Origin of the sequence: Nonomuraea sp. B10E15 (assembly GCF_039871615.1) — a bacterium.
GTDB lineage: Bacteria > Actinomycetota > Actinomycetes > Streptosporangiales > Streptosporangiaceae > Nonomuraea.
Window position 1 is genome coordinate 520,168 of the sequence record NZ_JBDPMB010000003.1, and the last position, 18,626, is coordinate 538,793.

Annotated in this window: 18 protein-coding genes and 1 pseudogene; 4 read left to right on the plus strand and 15 right to left on the minus strand. The window is 70.6% G+C overall.

Annotation, left to right across the window (positions count from 1 at the left end; genetic code table 11):
* Positions 1–8 precede the first annotated feature (8 nt).
* The 3 genes from ABGB14_RS15270 to ABGB14_RS15280 form a co-directional block, all read right to left on the minus strand.
* Positions 9–893 carry a Gfo/Idh/MocA family oxidoreductase gene (locus ABGB14_RS15270; protein WP_347644283.1) on the minus strand — a complete coding sequence of 295 codons (885 nt, stop codon included), beginning with the start codon at positions 891–893 and terminating at the stop codon, positions 9–11.
* Between the two features lie 43 nt (positions 894–936).
* A complete protein-coding gene (locus ABGB14_RS15275) occupies positions 937–2,085 on the minus strand; it encodes a hypothetical protein (RefSeq protein WP_347644284.1) in 1,149 nt (382 codons plus the stop codon).
* 226 nt (positions 2,086–2,311) lie between these two features.
* The gene (locus tag ABGB14_RS15280) at positions 2,312–2,689 is read right to left on the minus strand and encodes a peptidase inhibitor family I36 protein (RefSeq protein ID WP_347644285.1); all 378 of its coding nucleotides are present in this window, start codon (positions 2,687–2,689) and stop codon (positions 2,312–2,314) included.
* 515 nt (positions 2,690–3,204) lie between these two features.
* On the opposite strand from ABGB14_RS15280, the pseudogene ABGB14_RS15285 reads away from it, so the two are divergent.
* A pseudogene (locus tag ABGB14_RS15285) lies at positions 3,205–3,300 on the plus strand (NADPH:quinone oxidoreductase family protein); the annotation flags it as partial.
* Here the strand turns inward: ABGB14_RS15285 and ABGB14_RS15290 are convergent.
* The 4 genes from ABGB14_RS15290 to ABGB14_RS15305 form a co-directional block, all read right to left on the minus strand.
* A complete protein-coding gene (locus tag ABGB14_RS15290; RefSeq protein WP_347644286.1) occupies positions 3,274–3,549 on the minus strand; it encodes a hypothetical protein in 276 nt (91 codons plus the stop codon). The pseudogene ABGB14_RS15285 and the gene ABGB14_RS15290 sit on opposite strands and share 27 nt — an antisense overlap.
* Positions 3,550–3,673: 124 nt before the next feature.
* Positions 3,674–5,812, minus strand: a complete 2,139-nt coding sequence (locus ABGB14_RS15295) for a hydantoinase B/oxoprolinase family protein (RefSeq protein WP_347644287.1) — start codon at positions 5,810–5,812, stop codon at positions 3,674–3,676.
* 7 nt (positions 5,813–5,819) lie between these two features.
* The gene (locus tag ABGB14_RS15300) at positions 5,820–7,832 is read right to left on the minus strand and encodes a hydantoinase/oxoprolinase family protein (RefSeq protein WP_347644288.1); all 2,013 of its coding nucleotides are present in this window, start codon (positions 7,830–7,832) and stop codon (positions 5,820–5,822) included.
* A 7-nt stretch (positions 7,833–7,839) separates the two neighbouring features.
* Positions 7,840–8,295 carry a hypothetical protein gene (locus ABGB14_RS15305; protein ID WP_347644289.1) on the minus strand — a complete coding sequence of 152 codons (456 nt, stop codon included), beginning with the start codon at positions 8,293–8,295 and terminating at the stop codon, positions 7,840–7,842.
* A 126-nt stretch (positions 8,296–8,421) separates the two neighbouring features.
* On the opposite strand from ABGB14_RS15305, the gene ABGB14_RS15310 reads away from it, so the two are divergent.
* On the plus strand, positions 8,422–9,051 hold the full coding sequence (locus ABGB14_RS15310) for a thymidine kinase (RefSeq protein WP_347644290.1): 630 nt from the start codon (positions 8,422–8,424) through the stop codon (positions 9,049–9,051).
* On the opposite strand, the gene ABGB14_RS15315 is transcribed toward ABGB14_RS15310, so the two are convergent.
* The 3 genes from ABGB14_RS15315 to ABGB14_RS15325 form a co-directional block, all read right to left on the minus strand.
* The gene (locus ABGB14_RS15315) at positions 9,036–9,707 is read right to left on the minus strand and encodes a DsbA family oxidoreductase (protein ID WP_347644291.1); all 672 of its coding nucleotides are present in this window, start codon (positions 9,705–9,707) and stop codon (positions 9,036–9,038) included. The two genes, ABGB14_RS15310 and ABGB14_RS15315, sit on opposite strands and share 16 nt — an antisense overlap.
* A 63-nt stretch (positions 9,708–9,770) precedes the next feature.
* The gene (locus ABGB14_RS15320) at positions 9,771–10,667 is read right to left on the minus strand and encodes a hypothetical protein (protein ID WP_347644292.1); all 897 of its coding nucleotides are present in this window, start codon (positions 10,665–10,667) and stop codon (positions 9,771–9,773) included.
* 84 nt (positions 10,668–10,751) lie between these two features.
* Positions 10,752–11,522 carry a carbon monoxide dehydrogenase subunit G gene (locus ABGB14_RS15325; protein ID WP_347644293.1) on the minus strand — a complete coding sequence of 257 codons (771 nt, stop codon included), beginning with the start codon at positions 11,520–11,522 and terminating at the stop codon, positions 10,752–10,754.
* A gap of 161 nt (positions 11,523–11,683) precedes the next feature.
* On the opposite strand from ABGB14_RS15325, the gene ABGB14_RS15330 reads away from it, so the two are divergent.
* Both ABGB14_RS15330 and cydB read left to right on the plus strand, forming a co-directional pair.
* Complete coding sequence (locus tag ABGB14_RS15330) at positions 11,684–13,030, plus strand: cytochrome ubiquinol oxidase subunit I (RefSeq protein ID WP_347644294.1); 1,347 nt, start codon at positions 11,684–11,686, stop codon at positions 13,028–13,030.
* Positions 13,031–13,041: 11 nt separating this feature from the next.
* The gene (gene cydB, locus ABGB14_RS15335; protein WP_347644295.1) at positions 13,042–13,923 is read left to right on the plus strand and encodes a cytochrome d ubiquinol oxidase subunit II; all 882 of its coding nucleotides are present in this window, start codon (positions 13,042–13,044) and stop codon (positions 13,921–13,923) included.
* Here cydB and ABGB14_RS15340 read toward each other — a convergent pair.
* The 5 genes from ABGB14_RS15340 to ABGB14_RS15360 are packed head-to-tail and all read right to left on the minus strand — an operon-like array spanning position 13,892 to position 18,469.
* Entirely contained in the window at positions 13,892–14,671 is a 780-nt protein-coding gene (locus ABGB14_RS15340) for an ABC transporter ATP-binding protein (protein ID WP_347644296.1), read from the minus strand. The two genes, cydB and ABGB14_RS15340, sit on opposite strands and share 32 nt — an antisense overlap.
* Positions 14,664–15,395, minus strand: a complete 732-nt coding sequence (locus tag ABGB14_RS15345; protein ID WP_347644297.1) for an ABC transporter ATP-binding protein — start codon at positions 15,393–15,395, stop codon at positions 14,664–14,666. Before ABGB14_RS15345 ends, ABGB14_RS15340 begins: the two co-directional genes overlap by 8 nt.
* The gene (locus ABGB14_RS15350) at positions 15,392–16,381 is read right to left on the minus strand and encodes a branched-chain amino acid ABC transporter permease (RefSeq protein WP_347644298.1); all 990 of its coding nucleotides are present in this window, start codon (positions 16,379–16,381) and stop codon (positions 15,392–15,394) included. The genes ABGB14_RS15345 and ABGB14_RS15350 overlap by 4 nt, the downstream gene beginning before the upstream one ends.
* Positions 16,365–17,243 carry a branched-chain amino acid ABC transporter permease gene (locus tag ABGB14_RS15355; protein WP_347644299.1) on the minus strand — a complete coding sequence of 293 codons (879 nt, stop codon included), beginning with the start codon at positions 17,241–17,243 and terminating at the stop codon, positions 16,365–16,367. Before ABGB14_RS15355 ends, ABGB14_RS15350 begins: the two co-directional genes overlap by 17 nt.
* Positions 17,240–18,469 (minus strand): amino acid ABC transporter substrate-binding protein, encoded by a 1,230-nt coding sequence (locus ABGB14_RS15360; protein ID WP_347644300.1) that lies wholly within the window; start codon positions 18,467–18,469, stop codon positions 17,240–17,242. The genes ABGB14_RS15355 and ABGB14_RS15360 overlap by 4 nt, the downstream gene beginning before the upstream one ends.
* Positions 18,470–18,626: the final 157 nt, after the last annotated feature.

Sequence of the window (18,626 nt, forward strand, 5' to 3'; positions counted from 1 at the left end):
ACGGCTCCCTACGCGCTCTCCCTCGCCGAGACGAGCACGTCGAGGACGGCCCTGGTCTGCTCCCACGGCACCGGGCTGGGCGCGCCTCCCACCATGGCGAGGAACGCGTCGATGGTGCCTTCGTAGCCGAGGCCCCTCATCGGGTCGTCGCCGCCCTCGATGAGCACGGTCTCGGTGGAGTCGCGTCCGTGCAGCGTGACCGCGTAGGACTCCGTCTCGGAGACGCCGAGCACCTCGACCGTGCCGAGCACGCCGCCGCCCCACCGCAGGGCCATCACCCCGGTGTCCTCCGAACGCAGCGCACCGTAATGCCGCGTGGACCGGGCGGCCCCGGCCAGCCGCACGTCCGGGCCCAGCAGGGCCACCAGCAGCTCCACCCCGTGAATCCCCATGGTCACCATCGTGCCGCCGCCCTCGCCCGGCGTGTCCTGCCAGGCGTTGTAGCCGGACGCCCAGAGGCCCACGTCATGGCGCACGGTGGCACGCACGGCGAGCAGCTCGTCCGGGACGGCCCGCAGCCCCGCGAAGGCGGGCGCGAACCGCAGCACCGACGTCGACATCACCCGCTCGTGGATCGGCAGCCGGTCGAGCGCGTCGAGCTGGCCCCTGGTCGCGGCGGCCGGCTTGTTCACGAAACACGCCGCGCCCGTCTCCAGCACCCGGGCCAGCGCCGCGGGCACCTGCGGGTTGGGCACGGTCAGCACCACGCCGTCGGGCTCGTGTCCCAGCGCCCCGGCCAGGCTCTCCGCCACCTTCGCGGCCGGATGCTCGTCGGTGAAACGCCGCAACCGCTCGGGATCGGGCTCCCACACCACCAGCTCGGCATGCCGGGTCAGGGTGCGGGCGTCGGTGTACGGGTGGCTGGTGGCGAGCCCGGCGAGAGCAATACGCACGATCGTCCCCTTTTCCACGGATTACTGATGGAAATGGAGACCATCATGGCAGCTGCGGCACGGGGACCAGGACGGCGCCGGAGAGGGCGCCCAGCCTGCCGGCGGCGGTCGCTCCGCATCTGGCGGGAAAAAGACCGGGCGTGTAGGCGTACAGCGACGACCACATGCCAAAGAAGCAGAACTGCGTCGCCGGGCCGGTGATGATCCGTTCGATGCCGCCGGCCGCCTGGCCGTAGAAGAACGCGGTGAGCGCGGAGGGCACGGAGGAGCCCGACAGCGGTGCCCCGGCCGGGCGTTGGTTCTGATCAGCCAGGATGCGGCGGGCGGTGTCAAGCTGCCGGTCTTTGGCTGCCTGTAGCGCGCGGAACTGTGCAGGGTGCGCGCGAATGGCGGCATCCTGAAGGCGCTTCTCCGCGGCGGACCAGACGGAGATCATGTCGCTCTTCGCCTTGCATCGCACGTCCGTCTGTGCCGCGCGACGCTCTTCCTGGGTCGGCTCGCCATGGTCCCACCGCTGGTCGCCGGCGGCGGCCAGCGGATCGGGGTAATGCAGGCCATCGTCCCGCATGCAGGCGCTCCACACCTGGAAGGCCCGGACGACCTGGGAGTCGCGCTTGGACTGCGCGAAGGTATCGAAAATCAGCTTGTTGAACAACTTCGCGTCGACGGGCGGAACTCCTTGCTGGATACGGTCGCGGGCATGTTTGAGACAGCCGTCCGCCTTACCGTACGCGGCCTGCCGTTCCGTGGCTGAGAGGTGTTCCATGCGGAGCTTATGCACCGCGCTGCGCCGCGCCATCGAAGGGAGTGCCGGGGCGGGGTGATAGCCGAACAGGCGGGCTACCTCGGGTTCGATAACGCCGTAACGGCGGCGGTTGGCCGGTCCTATCTCATCCTCCACAGCTGGAGGTAGCACCTGCCACTTCATGCCACGGGCCCGCATACAGTCATGGATGAAAAGGTCCTCGGCGCTTTTGAGCAGCGACATGTCCTTCGGGGAGAAGTCATAGCGGTCGAATGGCACTGACAGCCTGCGAGCCTCCAGCCCGATCGGAACCGGTGCAGAGAGGGCCTTTGGCTCTGCCGGCGACGAGCAAGCCGTCATACCGGACAGCAGGACCGCACCCACAATCCGCAAACGCACACCCACGCTGTTTCTCCGGTGACCCATGATATTGGCCGTCGATGCCATCCGGCATCTGACGGAAGGAGGTATTGCCAGGCAACTTCACAATCGAGCGGTGCGGCGCGGCAGTCCTCAGCACGGTGGCCAGGAGCTCGACGGCCGACACGAGTTGCCGGCCGTCGAACTATTAGCGAGTATTAAACAGAGATCGCTGATCCGAACCTCGCAAAATTGATCGCAGGTCGCAGGCTTGCGGAGATCCAGATCGCGGGTTTCTAAAGATCAGGTAGGCTTATTGAGGTCCCCCTATCGAGGTGACCCTGTCGTTCCAGCCGTTGTTACTCAGGGTAGAGTCTTCCGAACCGCTTAGCGCCACATAGCCCTTAGTTCCGGTGCAATTTCTACCGTCGAAGAACCATACGTTTTCTATGGATGCGTTCTTCATTGAGCTTACTTCGTTGTTGATTGCTCCCAGATTGCGACACCAAGAATAAACGTCTTCTTGATTGGCTTGCATGTCTACACGATACCCTTCGAAGTTTGTGTGCTCGAAAAGGCAGATATCACCGGGTTTACAGTAGATGATGGCGGCCTGGGCAGTGGCGCTGCTTCCCAGTAGGCCGGCCGCGGCGAGCGCGACGCTGGCCGCGCACCTTGCGATTCGCTTCATGGAGTCCCCTTCTTTGGCTCGGCTCCGACCGGGAGCGCGAGTGATGAACACGAGACCGTATAGTCCGGTCGGGCCAACCCGCGGTACTCCGCGCACGAGGCGGGATGAGGAAGACCACCGGAACCTGATCTTGCGTTGGCCCCAGCAGGCTGGCATGCGCCGCATCACGGCGAATCAGTCATTTGACCGGTGTGCCAGCAAGAAGGCTCGGGATAGGCGTACCGAAGCGGGACTCGCTCACGTTGCCGCCGGCGGACAGGCCTGCCCGCTGCGCTTCCACTGCATCGGCTGCGGCCTCCCGCATCGACGTGTCCTACGTGCCCGACCTGGGATCGAGTTGAAGATGTCGCGCAGGTCGGTGAGATGGGTACTCCGGTGGGGCGGCGGTCGAGCCGGGCCTGCCTCCACGCGGTGAGTCGGGTTCGATTCGTCACACGAAACAGACATGAGGCGAGCTCGCCCGGCTCCGCATAAGCGCAGATACTCACACGAAGCGTGCAAATTACCCAACGATTGGCGGCGTCGGGCCGCTGGCTGTGCAGCCGGCCCGGCTCTTCGGTGCGGGGCGGGTCATCGCCACCGTGTCAACCGCCGGCAAGCGGGCCCTCGCGCCGGCCACGGCTCGGCGTCGACCCCGGCCCGATCCGCCGAGTGATCACCGGTGGCCCGATGGACGGCCCCTGCTTCCAGGCGAGATCGGCGTCGATCCCGGAGGGCGACTTCACGACCGGCTTCGCCGTCAGCAACGCGGCGAAGGACACCCGGCTGATCACGCAGACGGGAGAGGAGAGGAAGCCGGCGTACGGCTCGACGTGGCGGCGGCGGGCGAGCGGCTGCGCCGCGCCGAGGCCCAGGGGCACGGTGACGAGGCATGTCGGCCACCTACGTCGCCAGCTTCGACACGCCCTGACCGAACCAGCGCTGACCGAACCAGCGCTGACCGAACCCGTGGCTCGCCACTCGTCCCGGGTCGGGGGGGACCTGTCAGGGCTCTCCGACCGGGCCTTCGCCGGGCGAGCCGCCGTCGGCCGGGCCATCGCCGGGGGCGCCCCTGTCGGGCGGGCCGCCGGGCGGGCCGCCGGGCGGGCCGCCGGGCGGGCCGCCGGGCGGGCCGTCATGGGACCGGCCGCTCTCAGGCGGGCCGCCGTGCGACGGGCCGCTGTCAGGCGCGCCGTCATGGGGCGGGCCGCTGTCGGGAGGGCCGCTGTCGGGAGGGCCGCTGTCGGGAGGGCCGCTGTCGGGAGGGCCGCTGTCGGGAGGGCCGCTGTCGGGAGGGCCGCTGTCGAGAGGGCTGCTGAGCTCGTCGACGTCCGCGAAGGGCCGGCCGGCGAGTTTCGCATACCCCGGCCCGCGGTCGAAGAACCGTCCGGCCGGAGGCCGCAGCCGGGCCCTCAGCTCGGCGGTGCCCTGCTCGTCGATACGATCGCCGTCGAGCACCACGCCGTAGTCGCCCAGCGCGCCGGCGATCGACACCTTCCCGTCGCGCACGTCCGCGGCCACCGCCCGGGGGTCGCGATCGTAGGGTGAGCCCCATCCGCCGCCCCCGGTGGTGCGGATCCTGATCAGCTCTCCCGCCTGCACCGGGTGGTCGTCGACCAGTCCCTCCATCTCCTTGCCCGCGATCTCCACGCGGAACGGCCGCCCGGCCAGGCCGCCGTTGACGCCCCAGCAGGACAGGATCGAGCGGTCGGCGATGGACATGTACGACGCGTCCCTGAGCATCCTGATGTGCTTGTCGTAGCCGAGACCGCCCCTGAACATGCCCGGCCCGCCCGAGTCGCAGGCCAGCGCCAGGCGCTCCACCCGGAACGGCCAGCGGGCCTCGGCGAACTCCACGGGGATGTTGCGCGAGTCGGGCACCACGTGGATGGTGTCCTCGCCGTCGGCGTACCAGCGCCCGCCGGAGCCGCCGCCCAGCACCTCCCGCATCAGGTACGGCTCGCCGTCGGCGCCGGTGCCGTGGACGCCGGTGTAGCGGATGGTCTCCTGGTCGGCCGGCATGCGCCCGCCCGTGGCCTTGGCGAGCACGCCCGCCAGCACGCCGAGCAGCCGCAGGATGACGAACGTGCGGGCGTTGGTGGGAGCGGGGAAGACCGGGGTGAGCAGGCTGCCCTTCTCCGGGAAGATCATGTTGATGAGGGGGACGACGCCCTCGTTGACGTCGAGCTCGGCCATGCGCTCCGGCGTGTCGGCCAGGTTGCGCAGCACCGGGGCCAGCCACTTCTTCATGAACACGCCGTCGGCGTAGTCGCCCGCGTGGTTGATCGGCCCCTTGGCCTGCGGCGACGTGCCGGTGAAGTCGATGGTCAGCGGCGCCTGGCCGCCCGCGTGTCCGAGGGCGGAGTGGTCGACGGTGAGGGTGATGCGCTGGGCGTGCAGGCGCGGCTCGTCCACGCCGTCGTGCTCGGCGTAGTCCTCCCACACGTACGTGCCCTCGGGGATCTTGGCGAGCAGTTCCCTGCGGAACGTCTCGGTGGTCTTGCCGATGATCGCGTCGAAGCTCTCCTCGACGGCCTGCCTGCCGTACCGGTCGAACAGCTCCGCCAGCCGCCGCGCCCCCATGAGGCAGGCCGAGCACTCGGCGTCGAGGTCGCCGGCGAGGGAGTCGGGCATGCGGGAGTTGCGGGTCATGATGCGCAGCGCGGCCTCGTTGGGCACGCCCTCGTCCCACAGCTTGATGGGCGGCACCATCAGGCCCTCTTCGTAGACCGACCGGGCGTGCGAGGGCATGGACCCGGGCACGGATCCGCCGATGTCGTCGTGGTGGCCGAACGCCTGCACGAACGCCACCACCTCCCCCTCGTGGAACACCGGCACGGTGACGCACAGGTCAGGCAGGTGGCCGATGCCGCCTTCCGAGAGGTAGACGTCGTTGTGGAAGTAGACGTCGCCGGGCTTCATCGTCTCGACGGGGAAGTCGCGCACGACCGGCTGCACCAGCGCGCTGTAGGAGCGGCCGGTCAGCTTGCGCATGCGCACGTCGTGGATGCCGGCGCGGAAGTCGTGGGCGTCGCGGATCATCGGCGAGCGGGCCGTGCGCGCGATGGCCGTCTCGACCTCCTTCTCGACGGACGCGAGGGTCCCCTCGACGATCTCCACCAGAATGGGGTCAGCCGTGTTCATCGGTCGTTCACCGTTCCTCGTCCACTGCGGATATCTCCACGTTGCCGAAGTCGTCCACCGTCGCGGTGAAGCCCGGGTGGATGGGGATCGTGGAGCCGTACTCCTCGATCACCGCCGGGCCCGTGACCGTGGCGCCGGGGCCGAGCGCGGAGCGCTGGTGGATGGGGGTGTCGCGGGTCTCGTCGAAGTGCACGGGACGCACCGAGGTGGCGCCCTCGCCCGCCTTGTCCAGGCGGGGGATGACCGGACGGCTGATGGGGCCGATGCCGGACACGCGCAGGTTGACCCATTCGACGCCGTGGCGGGGGTCGTCGCGGTAGGCGTAGCCGTACAGCTTCTCGTGGGCGGCGTGGAAACGGTCGACGACCTCGGCCTGCCAGGCCTCGTCGATCTCGCCCGCGGGAGCGGCCACCCGCACCTCGTACGCCTGCCCGTAGTAGCGCAGGTCAGCGCTGCGCACGTAGACCGGGTCGTCGAAGCCCTCGCGGTCCAGCGCCTCGCCCGCCTGATGTTCCAGGTCGTGGAAGATCTCGACCGCCTTGCCGAGTTCGAGGTCGCGGGTGACGTACGTACGGACGTAGTCGTTCTTGACGTCGACCGTGAGCAGCCCGAACGCCGACACGTTGCCGGGGTCGCGCGGGACGACCACGGACGGCAGGCCGAGGATGTCGATCAGCCGGCAGGCCAGCAGCGGCCCTGACCCGCCGAACGTCACCAGCGGGAAGTCCCGGACGTCCAGCCCGCGCTTGACGGTGAGCTGCCGGATCGCGTTGCTCTGGTTGAACGCGCTGATCTCCAGGATGCCCGTCGCCGTGCGCTCGGGGGTCAGGCCGAGCTTGCCGGCCAGCGCCTGGATGCCCGCGCGGGCGGCGCCGGCGTCCAGCGGGATCTCCCCGCCCAGCAGGTGCGGCGGGATGCGTCCGAGGAACACGTGCGCGTCGGTGACCGTCACCTCCGTGCCGCCCTTGCCGTAGCAGAGCGGGCCCGGGTCGGCGCCGGCGGACTTCGGCCCGACCTTGAGCGTGCCCTCGGGCGAGATCCACGCGATCGAGCCGCCGCCCGCCCCGACGGTGACGATGTCGATCATCGGGATCTTGCACGGGTAGCGGCCGACGGACCCCTCCGTGGTGATGGACGGCTCACCGTCGACCACCACGGCCACGTCGGTGGAGGTGCCGCCGCCGTCCAGCGTGATCACCGACCGGCGGCCCGCCGTGGACGCGATGAGCGCCGCGCCGAGCGCGCCCGCCGCGGGCCCCGACAGCACCGTGGTGATCGGCTGGTTGACGACCTCGCGGGCCGACAGGATGCCGCCGTTCGACTTCATCACGGAGAACGGCGTGCCGAGCCGGTTGGACAGGCCGGCGATGTAGCCGCGCATCGCCGGTTTGACGGCGGCGTCCACGAGGGTGGTCACCGAGCGCTCGTACTCGCGGTATTCGCGCAGCACGTCGCTCGACAAGGAGATCACCGCCTCCGGGTGCTCGCGCCACAACACCTCGCGCATGCGCCGCTCGTGCTCGGGGTTGGCGTACGCGTGCAGGAAGCACACCCCGATCGCGGTGATGCCCCTGGCCTTGAACCAGCGGGCCACCTCGACGGCCTGCTCCTCGGAGAACGGCCACACCTCCTCGCCCAGGTGGTCGAGCCGCCCGCCGACGGTCCTGACCTGGTGCACGGGCACGATCCTCGGCGGCTTGACCCAGAAGTAGGAGTTGCCGTAGCCGTCGGGCACGCTCTGCCTGGCGATCTCCAGGATGAACTCGAAGCCCTCGGTCGTGATGAACCCGAGGTCGGCGATGCGGTCTTCGAGCAGCTGGTTCGTCGCCACCGTGGTGCCGTGCACGATCGAGCCGATGTCGAGCTCACCCAGCTTCTCAATGCCCGAGACGAACCCGTCCGCCGGGTTCGCGGGGGTCGAGGGGGTCTTGGTGGTGAGGATCTCACCGGTCTGCTCGTCCACCGCCACGACGTCGGTGAAGGTGCCTCCGGTGTCCACTCCGATACGGACGCTACGCATGGCTCCTCTAGCTTCGGCGACGGCCGAGAACTTCGTCGATGACCCGGGGCGCGTTGTCTGTGCCGACGTACGCGGCCAGCCTCACCACCATCTCCTGGGAGCGGGAGAGCTCTGCCTCCACCCTGGCCTTGCCGGACTGACCGGCCTGCACCCCAAAATACGCTCCGATGATGGTGCCGATCACACCGGCCACGCCCGCGAACAGCACGGCGAACTCCCGGGTGGCGAACACGGCGGCGCCGAAGGCGACCAGGACGGCGACGATCCCGGTGACGACGACGAGGAATCCGTAGCGCCATCGGGTCGCCTCGGCCTGGGCGGCCGTGATGTCGTCCTGAGACATCATCGCGTCGAGTGCCGGAGGGCTGGACGGCCCGCTGGACGGCCCTCCGGAAGGCCCCCCGGACGGCCCTCCGGACGGCGGGGTCGAGGGCGGGTTGGACGGCGAATTATCGGTGACCACACTTCCTCCTGTAACTCCAGGGGAGAAATGTCCCATGAGGTCATGTAACAAGCCAAGCCACTAAGCTGGCGGCCTGTGACTGAAGTGTCTGCCTTGTCTGCGGTGCCGTCTGGTGTCAGGGATGCCGTGCTGAAGTTCTACTTCGGCCCCATGGACTGCGGGAAGTCCACGCTCGCCCTCCAGATGAACTACAACCACGGCCGGCAAGGGCGGCGCGGCCTGGTGCTGACCAAGCACGACCGCTCCGGCGGCCCCAAGGTCACCAGCCGGATAGGGCTCGGTCTCGAGGCGATCGAGGTGGAGGACGATCTCGACCTCGTCCGGCTGGTGACCGCGCACGACAGGATCGACTACCTGATCTGCGACGAGGCCTGCTTCTACACGGTCGGGCAGATCGAGCAGCTCGCCGACCTGGTGGACGAGCACGGCGTCGACGTGTACGCGTTCGGGCTGGCCTCCGACTTCCGTTCGGTGATGTTCCCTGCCGCCCAGCGGCTGTTCGAGCTGGCCGACGAGGTGTGCCGGCTGCAGGTCGAGGTGCTGTGCTGGTGCGGCCGGCCCGGGCAGCTGAACGCCAGGGTCGTGGGCGGGGCGATGGCGCGTACGGGCGAGCAGGTCGTGATCGGCGACACCGACGCCGCACGCGTGCGCTACCAGGTGCTCTGCCGCAGGCACCACCGCTCCGGCCGGCTCGGCGAGGGCTCGGCGGACGCCGGTCACGAGCCCGCGCACGAGCCCGTTCAGACGGCGCAGTAGCCGTCGTCGTCGCAACCGTCGGCGGGGGCGGCGAGCTGGGTGATCGACGCCTGCCCCGTGCGCTCGGCCACCTCGTCGATCGCGGCCGCGAAGGTCTCCTCCGGCTGCGCGCCCGACACCGCGAACTTGCCTTCGAACAGGAACAGCGGCACCCCCGTGATCCCGAGCTCGCGTGCCCTGGCGAGCTGCCCGCGCACCTCCTCGGCGCCCTTCCCGTCGTCGTGCACCCCGGCCTCGGCCGCCAGCTCGCCGAGAACGCCGGCGTCGCCGACGTTCCTGCCCTCGGTGAAGTACGCGCGGAACAGCCGCTCGGCCATCTCCGTGCCGAACCCCTGCCGCGTGGCCACCTCGATCAGCCGGTGCGCCTCGAACGTGTTGGTGGCGACGGCCTTGTCGTAGTCGAGCCGCAGGCCGTCGCCGGCGGCGGTGGTGACGACGCGCTCGGTCATCTGGCGGGCGTTCGCCCCGAACTTCCGCTCGAGCGCGGGCAGGGCGGGCTCGCCCTGCGCGGAGGCGCCGGGGTCGAGCTGGAACGGGCGCATCGTCACCTCGAGGGTGCCGCCCCTGGCCCGGAACCGCTCAGCCGCCCGAGCGAACCTGACATGCCCGATGTAACACCAGGGGCACACGACATCGGAGAAAATCTCGACCTTCATGTACCGATGCAACCTTCCGCCCCGCGCGCTGATTCCTCCCGCGCCGCCCCCGCCCGGGGCGGATCAGCCCGCGGCGAGCTCCTCCAGCCGGTACGGCAGGTAGGCCGAGTCGTCCACCAGCGCCGACGCGCCGCGCCACCACCCGAACCACTCGCCGCTGCGCCACATCCAGTCGACCCGCTCGATGGCGGCCACGACGTCCCCCACGGTCTCCCACCGCTCGCCCAGCTGCTCGCGGGTGGCTCCGTGGCGCACGGCCCAGTCGCGGAGCACGCCCGAGGCCGCCGCGGGGACCTCGCGCGCGTAGGGGTCGGGGCGTTCCCCCGGCAGCCGGTGCGGCCCGAGCCCGGCCGCCACGCCCCAGCTCCACTGCGCCTCGGCGGGCCGCGAGTAACGCAGCGACTGGAAGTCCAGATTGGATCCGAGGTCGTCGTCGGTCCGGCGCGTGACGACCGCGTCGAGCCGCCCGCCGGCGTCGAAGTGGACCACGAGCCGCTGCCCCGGCCTGACCCCCGGCGGCAGGCGGAAACGGTCTTCCGCCTGCCAGGAGTTGAGATCGACCTGGGCGACCGGCCGGCCCCACAGCTGGTCGGCGGCGTCGTCGGCGATCCAGGCCGCCAGCATCTCCAGCGCGGTCAGATCGGTCCACGGCTCGATCGCGACGGCCGTGCGCACCACCTCGTCGGGAGGGGGCAGCTTGCCGCCCCTGGGCCGCGTCCACCACTCCGCGCCCAGCTCGCGGGTGCCGACCAGCAGTGCGGCGATGGCGGCCAGCTCGGCGGAGCGTCTCGTGAGCGAGGCCCCGAGCGCCAGCTCCAGCGTGCGATCGGTCCGCTCGTCGCCGAGCACGGGGCGTACGCCGTCGATGAGGGCCGGGGCCGTCGGGCGCTCCTCGCCGAGCAGGTTGCGTACGACTCGTCTGGCCTCGGTCCTCGCGTCTTCAGCGTGTGCCTGCCGCATACAGCCACGCTACGCCGGGAGATCCTTTTCCGCGAGAGCCCCGGCCACGCCGCCACGCCCCTCACCACCTGTTTCCGCCCGCCGTCAGGGGTCTCGGCGCCGGGAGCCGCGGCCGAGCAGCCAGCCCACCACGACACCTCCGACCGCCACGCCCGCGCCCATGCCGAACGACGCCAGCATCACCCATGGCCGCGTCTCCGCGCGCGCCTTGGCGGGCCGCTGGTGAACGGCCCCGGCCGACCGGGCGCCACCCACGGCCGCGGCGGCTCCGGACGCGGTGACGCCCTGCCCACCCGGACCGCCGGAAGCCGGGCCGGCGGGAGCCTCCGCGGCCAGGCCGCCGGGGGCCGGGCCCGAGAGAGCCAGGTCTCCGGAGGCCGGAGCCGCCGCACCTGAGATGGTGGCGGGCGTTTCCGCCGGTGCGAGCAGGTGCTCCTCGACGGCCGAGAAGAACTCGCCCGCCGTCCGCCTGGCCACCGAGCCGAGCATGCGCTGCCCGACTCCGCCGATCATCCCGCCGATCACGGCGTCGGCGTCGTAGTCGACGCGGGTGCCGCCGTCGATCTCGGTCAGCCGTACCACGACGGTGGCGTCGACCGTCCCCGGCGCGCCCTGCCCGCGGGCCCTGAGCGTGAAGCACTCGGGCGCGAGCGGGTCGGTCAGCGCCACCTCCCCCTGGTAGACCCCCTTGATGGAGGCGACACCCGCGTTGACCGTCATCCGGTACGTGTCGTGTCCCGACTCCTCCAGGCGTTCGCACCCCGGGATGGTGCGCACCAGCACCGCCGGATCCTGGAGCGCCGTCCACACCTGATCTCTCTGAACGCCGATCACGGCGCTGCCACCCACCTTCATGGAGCAACTTTAGGCGGCCGCGTGCTGGCGGATAAGGGCAACACCTGCCAGACGGGGAGAGGGACTGTGACCAAGGTCGCACCCCATTGCTCTACAGCTTGTAGTACTACTGCAAGTAGATGTACTACAGCTTGTAGAGCTCACGGGAGTCGACGCAGACGATGGACGCACTTGACCTCGCACGGTGGCAATTCGGGGTGACCACCGTGTACCACTTCCTGTTCGTGCCGCTGACCATCGGTCTGGGCGTCTTCGTGGCGGGCCTGCAGACGGCCTGGCACCGCACGGGCAAGGAGCACTACCTGCGGCTCACGAAGTTCTTCGGCAAGCTCTTCCTCATCAACTTCGCCATGGGCGTGGTCACCGGCATCGTGCAGGAGTTCCAGTTCGGGATGAACTGGAGTGAATACTCCACGTTCGTCGGCGACGTCTTCGGGGCGCCCCTGGCGATGGAGGCGCTGCTGGCCTTCTTCATGGAGTCGACGTTCCTGGGATTGTGGATCTTCGGCTGGGACCGGCTGCCGAAGAGGGCGCACCTGGCGTGCATCTGGGCGGCCGCCATCGGCTCCAACCTGTCGGCCTACTTCATCCTGGCCGCCAACGCCTGGATGAAGCACCCCGTCGGCTACGAGGTCGTCGGCGGCAAGGCCAGGATGACCGACCTGTGGGCGGTGCTGACCAACCCCACGGCGCTGGCCCAGGTGCCCCACGTGATCGGGGCGGCGTTCGTCGTGGCGGGCGGCTTCGTGCTGGCCGTGAGCGGATACTGGCTGCTGAGGACGCGCGCCGGCATGTGGCGCGGCGCCGCCAGGGGCGCGCTCATCATGACGGCGATCGCGGGCGCCGTCGTCGCGGGCACGGGCGACACGTCCGCCAGGCTGATGCACGAGCAGCAGCCCATGAAGCTGGCCTCCGCCGAAGGGCTGGAGCGCGACACCGCCGGCGCGGCGTTCAGCGTCGCCCCGGGCATCGAGATCCCCGCCGTCCTGAGCTTCCTGGCCACCCACGACGCGGGCGCCACCGTCCAGGGCACCGAGGACCTGCAGCGGCGCTTCGAGCAGGAGTTCGGCCCCGGGGATTACCGGCCGGACCAGGCGGTCGTGTTCTGGTCGTTCCGGGTGATGATCGTGTTCGGGATGGCCACGGTGGGCCTGTCGGTGCTCGGCCTCTGGCTGACCCGCGGAAGGCGTGACATGCCGAGATGGCTGGCGCGGGCGTTCCTGCTGGCCCTGCCGCTGCCGCTGGCCGCGGTCACCGCCGGATGGCTGCTCAGCGAGATCGGCCGCCAGCCGTGGACGGTCGCGGGCGAGCTGCTGACGGCCGCCAGCGTGTCGCCCGGCGTGAGCCTGGCCGAGGTGGCCACCTCGCTGACCGTCTTCACGCTGCTGTACGGCGCGCTCGCCGTCGCCGAGGTCGTGCTCCTCGTCCGGCACGTCCGCGGGGGCGCCGAGGAGGAGCGGCGGCCCGCGGCCGCGACCGAGCAGCTCGAACCATCGCTGATGTACTGAGGGAGCGGACAGTGATCGATCTGTGGTTCGTCATCATCGCCTTCCTGTGGACCGGCTACTTCGTGCTGGAGGGCTTCGACTTCGGCGTCGGGATGCTGGCGCCGCTCGTGAGCGGGAACGCCGAGGAGCGGCGCCAGAGCCTGCGGACCATCGGCCCGGTGTGGGACGGCAACGAGGTGTGGCTGATCACCGCGGTCGGCGCCATGTTCGCCGCGTTCCCCGCCTGGTACGCGGGCATGTTCAGCTCCTTCTACCTGCCGGTCGCGCTCGTCCTGGTCGGGCTGATCGTGCGCGGGGTCGGCCTGGAGTGGCGCGGCAAGGTCGCCTCCCCGCGCTGGTGCGACGCGGGCATCGTGGCGGGCAGCGCGCTCCCGGCGTTCCTCTGGGGCGCGATCTTCGCCGGCCTGCTGTTCGGCCGCCCGCTCGCCGCGCTGCTCGGCGGCGCGTTCACGCTGGCGGTGTGCGTCCTGCACGGCGCCGTCTTCCTGGCGCTGAAGACCACCGGCCCGGTACGCCGCCGCGCCCGGGTCGCGGCGATGGCCGCCAGCGCCGTGGCCGTCCCCGTGGCCGTGTTCGCCCTGTCGGGCCTGGGCACGCCGCCCGCGCTGGCCGCCATGGCGGCGCTGGCCGCGGCCACGGCGCTGATCTGGCGCCGCAGGGAGGGCTGGGCGTTCGCGGCCACGGCGGGCGCCATCATGCTGACCACGCTGGCCGTCTTCGTGGAGCTGCACGCGCGGCCGCTGCCCGGGCTGACGCTGGCCGAGGCCGCCTCCGGCCCCTACACGCTGACGATGCTGAGCTGGATCGGGCTGCTCACGCTGCCGTTCGTGCTGGTCTACCAGGGGTGGACGTACTGGGTGTTCAGGAAGCGGGTCCGGGTGGGCGCGGCGTAGCCGCGTCCCCGGCCGTGTGGTCAGACGGCGCTCCGCCGAGGTAGAGGCGGCCGAGCCGCGGGTCGGCCGCCAGCTCGCGCGCCGGGCCGGAGATGTGCACCTGGCCGAGGTCGAGCACGCAGCCGACGTCGGCCGTCTCCAGCGCCCTGCGCGCGTTCTGCTCCACCAGCAGCACCGCCACACCGGCCCCGCGCATGAGGTCGATCTGGTCGAACACGACCTGCGTGTTGCGCGGGTCGAGCCCCATCGACGGCTCGTCGAGCAGCACCACGGCCGGCTCCAGCATGAGGGCGCGGGCGAACTCGACCTGTTTCTGCTGGCCGCCCGACAGCAGCCCGGCCACGCTCCCCCACCGCTCGGCCACGACGGGGAACAACTCCTTGACCGCCTCGATCCTCGCGTTCAGCACGGCCTGGTCGCGGACGGTGTAGCCGCCGAGCCGCACGTTCTCCGCCACCGTCATCTCCCGGAACACGCTGTGCCCCTGCGGCACGTGGGCCAGCCCGCGGCCGAGCAGCCGCTGCGGCGACAGGCCCGCCACGTCCTCCCCCGCCAGCAGCACCCGGCCCGACCTGGGTGCGAGCAGGCCGCTGGCGACCTTGAGCACGGTGGACTTGCCCGCGCCGTTGGGGCCGACGAGGCAGACGACCTCGCCGGAGCGCACGGTGACGGACAGGCCGCGCAGCACCGGCGCCGCCCTGCCGTACCCGGCCACGACGTTCTCCAGCGACAGCAGGACCTCAGACACCGAGATACGCCTCCAGCACGCGAGGGTCGTCCCTGATCGCCGAGGGAGGCCCGGCGGCGATGGGCGCGCCGCGGTCGAAGACGATCACGTGGTCGCACATGCCCATCACCATGTCCATGTTGTGCTCCACGACGAGGAAGGTGCGCCCCTCGGCGTTCAGCTCGCGTACGAGGGTGACGATGCGGTCGATCAGCGCCGGATTGACGCCGCCGGCGGGCTCGTCGAGCAGCACCAGGTCCGGCTCGGCCATGAGCACGGCGGCGAGTTCGAGCAGCTTCTGCTGGCCGTAGGACAGGTCACGGGCCTCGGCGTGCTCCAGGTGCTCGATGCCCATGCGGTGCAGCCAGCGGCGTGCGCGCTCGGCCTCGCCCTTGTCGTGCAGGCCGGCCAGCAGCTCCCGCAGGCGGGTACGGCGGACGGCGACCAGCATGTTCTCCAGCACGGTCAGGCGCGGGAAGACCCGGCAGAGCTGGAAGGTGCGGCCGATGCCCGCGTGCGCGATCCGGTGCGGCGCGTGGCGGGTGATGTCGCGCTCGCGATAGAGCACCCGCCCCGAGTCGGGCCTGATCATGCCGGTGATCAGGTTGAAGAACGTGGTCTTGCCCGAGCCGTTGGGCCCGATGAGGCCGTTGACCTGCCCTTCGCGCAGCTCGACGGTGGCGCCGTGCACCGCGGGCACGCCGCCGAACGCCTTCGTGAGGCCTTCCGTGCGCAGCGAGGTCATCGGGCCGCCCCCTCCAGCCGCTGCCCGGCGCTCTCCTCCGGGATGGACGGCCCCGGGCCTGTCCTGGTGAGCCTCGACAGGATGCCCTCCGGCATGAACAGCACGACCAGGACGAGCAGCACACCCGTCGCGGCCAGGTGGACCTGCGTCTCGCCGAGCGCGATCAGGAAGTACTCGCCGGCGGGCGCCACGATGAGCGCGCCGAGCAGCGGGCCGAACACGTGCCGGACCCCGCCGAGCAGGCTCATGAGCACCATGTACGAGCCGATCAGGATGGAGAACATGAAGATCGGGTCGAGGCTGCCGAACCACAGCGCGTACAGGCCGCCGGCCAGCGCCACGAACAGGGCCGACAGGGCGAAGGCCGCCACCTTGTACGCCGCCGTCGGCACGCCGAGCGACTCGGCCTTGTCCTCGTCCTCCCTGATCGCCCGCAGGCCGGCGCCGAAGCGGGAGCGGGAGACGTACCACCAGGACAGCAGCGCGAGCCCGAGCAGCACGAGGAACAGGTAGAAGAAGACCATGTGCGTCTGTCCCCGGTGCAGGCCGGGGAACGGCGAGGGCACCTGCAGGCCGGTGGAGCCGCCGGTCAGCGAGCGCCAGCCCTGCACGACGAGGTTCATCATCGACACGAGCGCGATCGACACGATCACGAACGACGCGCCCCGCACCCGTACGGCCGCGACGCCGACGCCCACGGCGAACACGGTGACCAGCAGCGCCGAGACCGGCAGGGCCAGCGCCCACGGCACGTCCAGCCGGGTCACGAGCAGCCCGGTGCCGTACGCGCCGAGCCCGAAGAAGGCCGAGTGGCCGAGCGAGACGTAGCCGGTGAAACCGCCCAGGAGGTTCCAGGAGGTGGCCATGGCGGCGTACATGACGGTCAGCGCGCCCGCGTACACGAGGTAGTAGTTGGGCACCAGCCAGGGGTAGGCGATCGCCAGGGCGGCGACCAGCAGCGGGAGGCCTCTAGAAGCGGTGCGCAAGGCGGCCTCCGAAGAACCCCTGCGGGCGGGCGAGCAGGGTCAGGAAGAGGAAGACGTAGAACATCATCGTCGCCCAGGTGGCGTCCACGGTGACGAGCACGATGCCCTCGACGACGCCGAGCAGGACGGCCGCCAGCGCCGCGCCGGCCACGCTGCCGAGCCCGCCGACCACGATGATCGCCATCAGCTTGCCGATCCACACCCAGTGGGAGGCGGGGAAGAACGGCGTGATCAGGGCCAGCACGGTGCCGCCGACGGCCGCCGTGGCCAGGCCGAGGCCGAAGCCGTAGCCGGCGACCCGCTCGGTCGGGATCCCGACCAGCCTGGCCGCCTCCCGGTGCTGGATGGTGGCCCGCAGCGCCTGCCCGAACCTGCTCCTGACCAGCACGGCGAAGAGCACGCCGAGGGTGAGCGCGGCGACCGCGAAGGCGATGATCTTGTCGTACGGGAGGTGCACGCCGCCGATGGTCAGCGACCTGGTCGCGTACTCCATGCTGACCGACTTGTAGGAGCCCGTGTAGAACGTCCCGAGCAGCCCCTCGATCGTCAGCGCGAGCCCGAACGTCAGCAGCACCGACATCATCGCCACGTTCTCCGGCGCCAGCCGCGCGACGAGCAGCCGCTGCACCGCCACGCCCAGCAGGAAGAAGACCGGCACGGTGACCGGCAACGCCAGGAACGGGTCCGCCCCGAGCGCCGTGTGCACCGTGTACGTCAGGTAGGCGGCCAGGAACAGGAACGCCGGGTGGGCCACCATGACCACCCGCATCACGCCGAAGTACAGCGACAGGCCGGAGGCGAGCAGCGCGTAGAGCCCGCCCGTCAGCACGCCCAGGGCCAGCCCCTGCAGGAGCAGGCTCACCATTCCTGCTTCGGGTAGACGAGGTCGGCGGTCTTCGCCTGCTCGGGAAGCACGATCTCGATCTTGCCGTTCACGTACTGCTGGATCATGTGCGCCTGCTCGGGCCGGCCCTTGTCGTCGAAGGACAGCGGGCCCACGACGGTGTCGAACGTGCCCTGCCTGATGTGCTCGGTCAGCTTGTCCTGGCACTCCTTGCTCGGGTCGGCGCACCGGGCCGCGTTCACGGCGGCCTCGATGATCTGGCCGACCGTGTAGCCGTTGGCCGCGTCCTCGTTGGCCGCGCCGCCGAACATCTCCTTGTACCGCCTGACCATCTCCTCGTTGCCGGTGAACGTCGAGGCGGCCGACCACCCGACGGGCGAGACGATGTGCTCGGCCGCCCCCTTCACCGCGGCGGGGAACTCGGCCAGCGTCGGCCCCGTCGAGAACGCCGCCAGCTTGGGCTGCACCTTCAGCTCCTGCAGCGCGCGCACCAGGCCCACGGAGTCCTCGAACTGCGTGCCCCCGACGACCAGATCCGGCTTCGCCGCGGCGATCTTGGCGGCGATGGGCGAGAAGTCGGTGGTCTCCGGCGGGTAGACCTCGTCCACGACCGTCCTGATCCCGGCCGCGGCCAGCCTGTCGCGCAGCCCGTACGCGGTGCCCTGGGCGAACGGGTCGTCCAGGCTCGCGTACGCCGCCGTCCTGGGCCGCTGGTCGGCCGGCAGCTTGATGAGGTAGTCGGCCAGGTAGTCGTAGTGGTCGTCGGCGATCGCGGGGGCCGCGTAGAAGAGCCGCTCGGAGCCCTGCTCGAAGACCTCCTTCGCGGCCCCGGCCGGCTCCACGAACACCATGCCGTACGACTCGGCGACCTTCGCCGCGGGGATCACCAGCCGCGAGGAGAACGGCCCGAACACCAGGTCCACCTTGTCCTGCGTGATGAGGGACTCGTAGTCGGAGCTGACCCTGTTGGGGTCGGAGGCGTCGTCGCGGAAGATCAGCTCGACCTTCCTGCCCAGCAGGCCGCCCTTGGCGTTCACCCGGTCCGCCCAGACCTGGTAACCCTCCTGGATGCCCTTGCCCGGCTCGGAGAAGTCGCCGGTGAGCGGGAGCGAGATGCCGATCTTGACCGGCCCCTGCCGTTGACCGGGTGACGGGGCGGCGCCGGGTTCGTCGGTCTTCGCACAGGCGGTCAGCGCCAGACCGCACATCGAGATGATCACTAGGCCGCTGGAAAGTCTTGCCATCGAGGAGACTCCCGTCAGGAGAGGCGCCGCGAAAGCGCTTTCGTAAGCGCTTTCGGTCACGATCACACGGGATCCAGCTCCGGACAAGGGGGTCGTCCGCATGCCAGAGCGACCTTACGCGCGTCGACGTGGCCAGGGCCGCGGGGGTGTCGCCGGC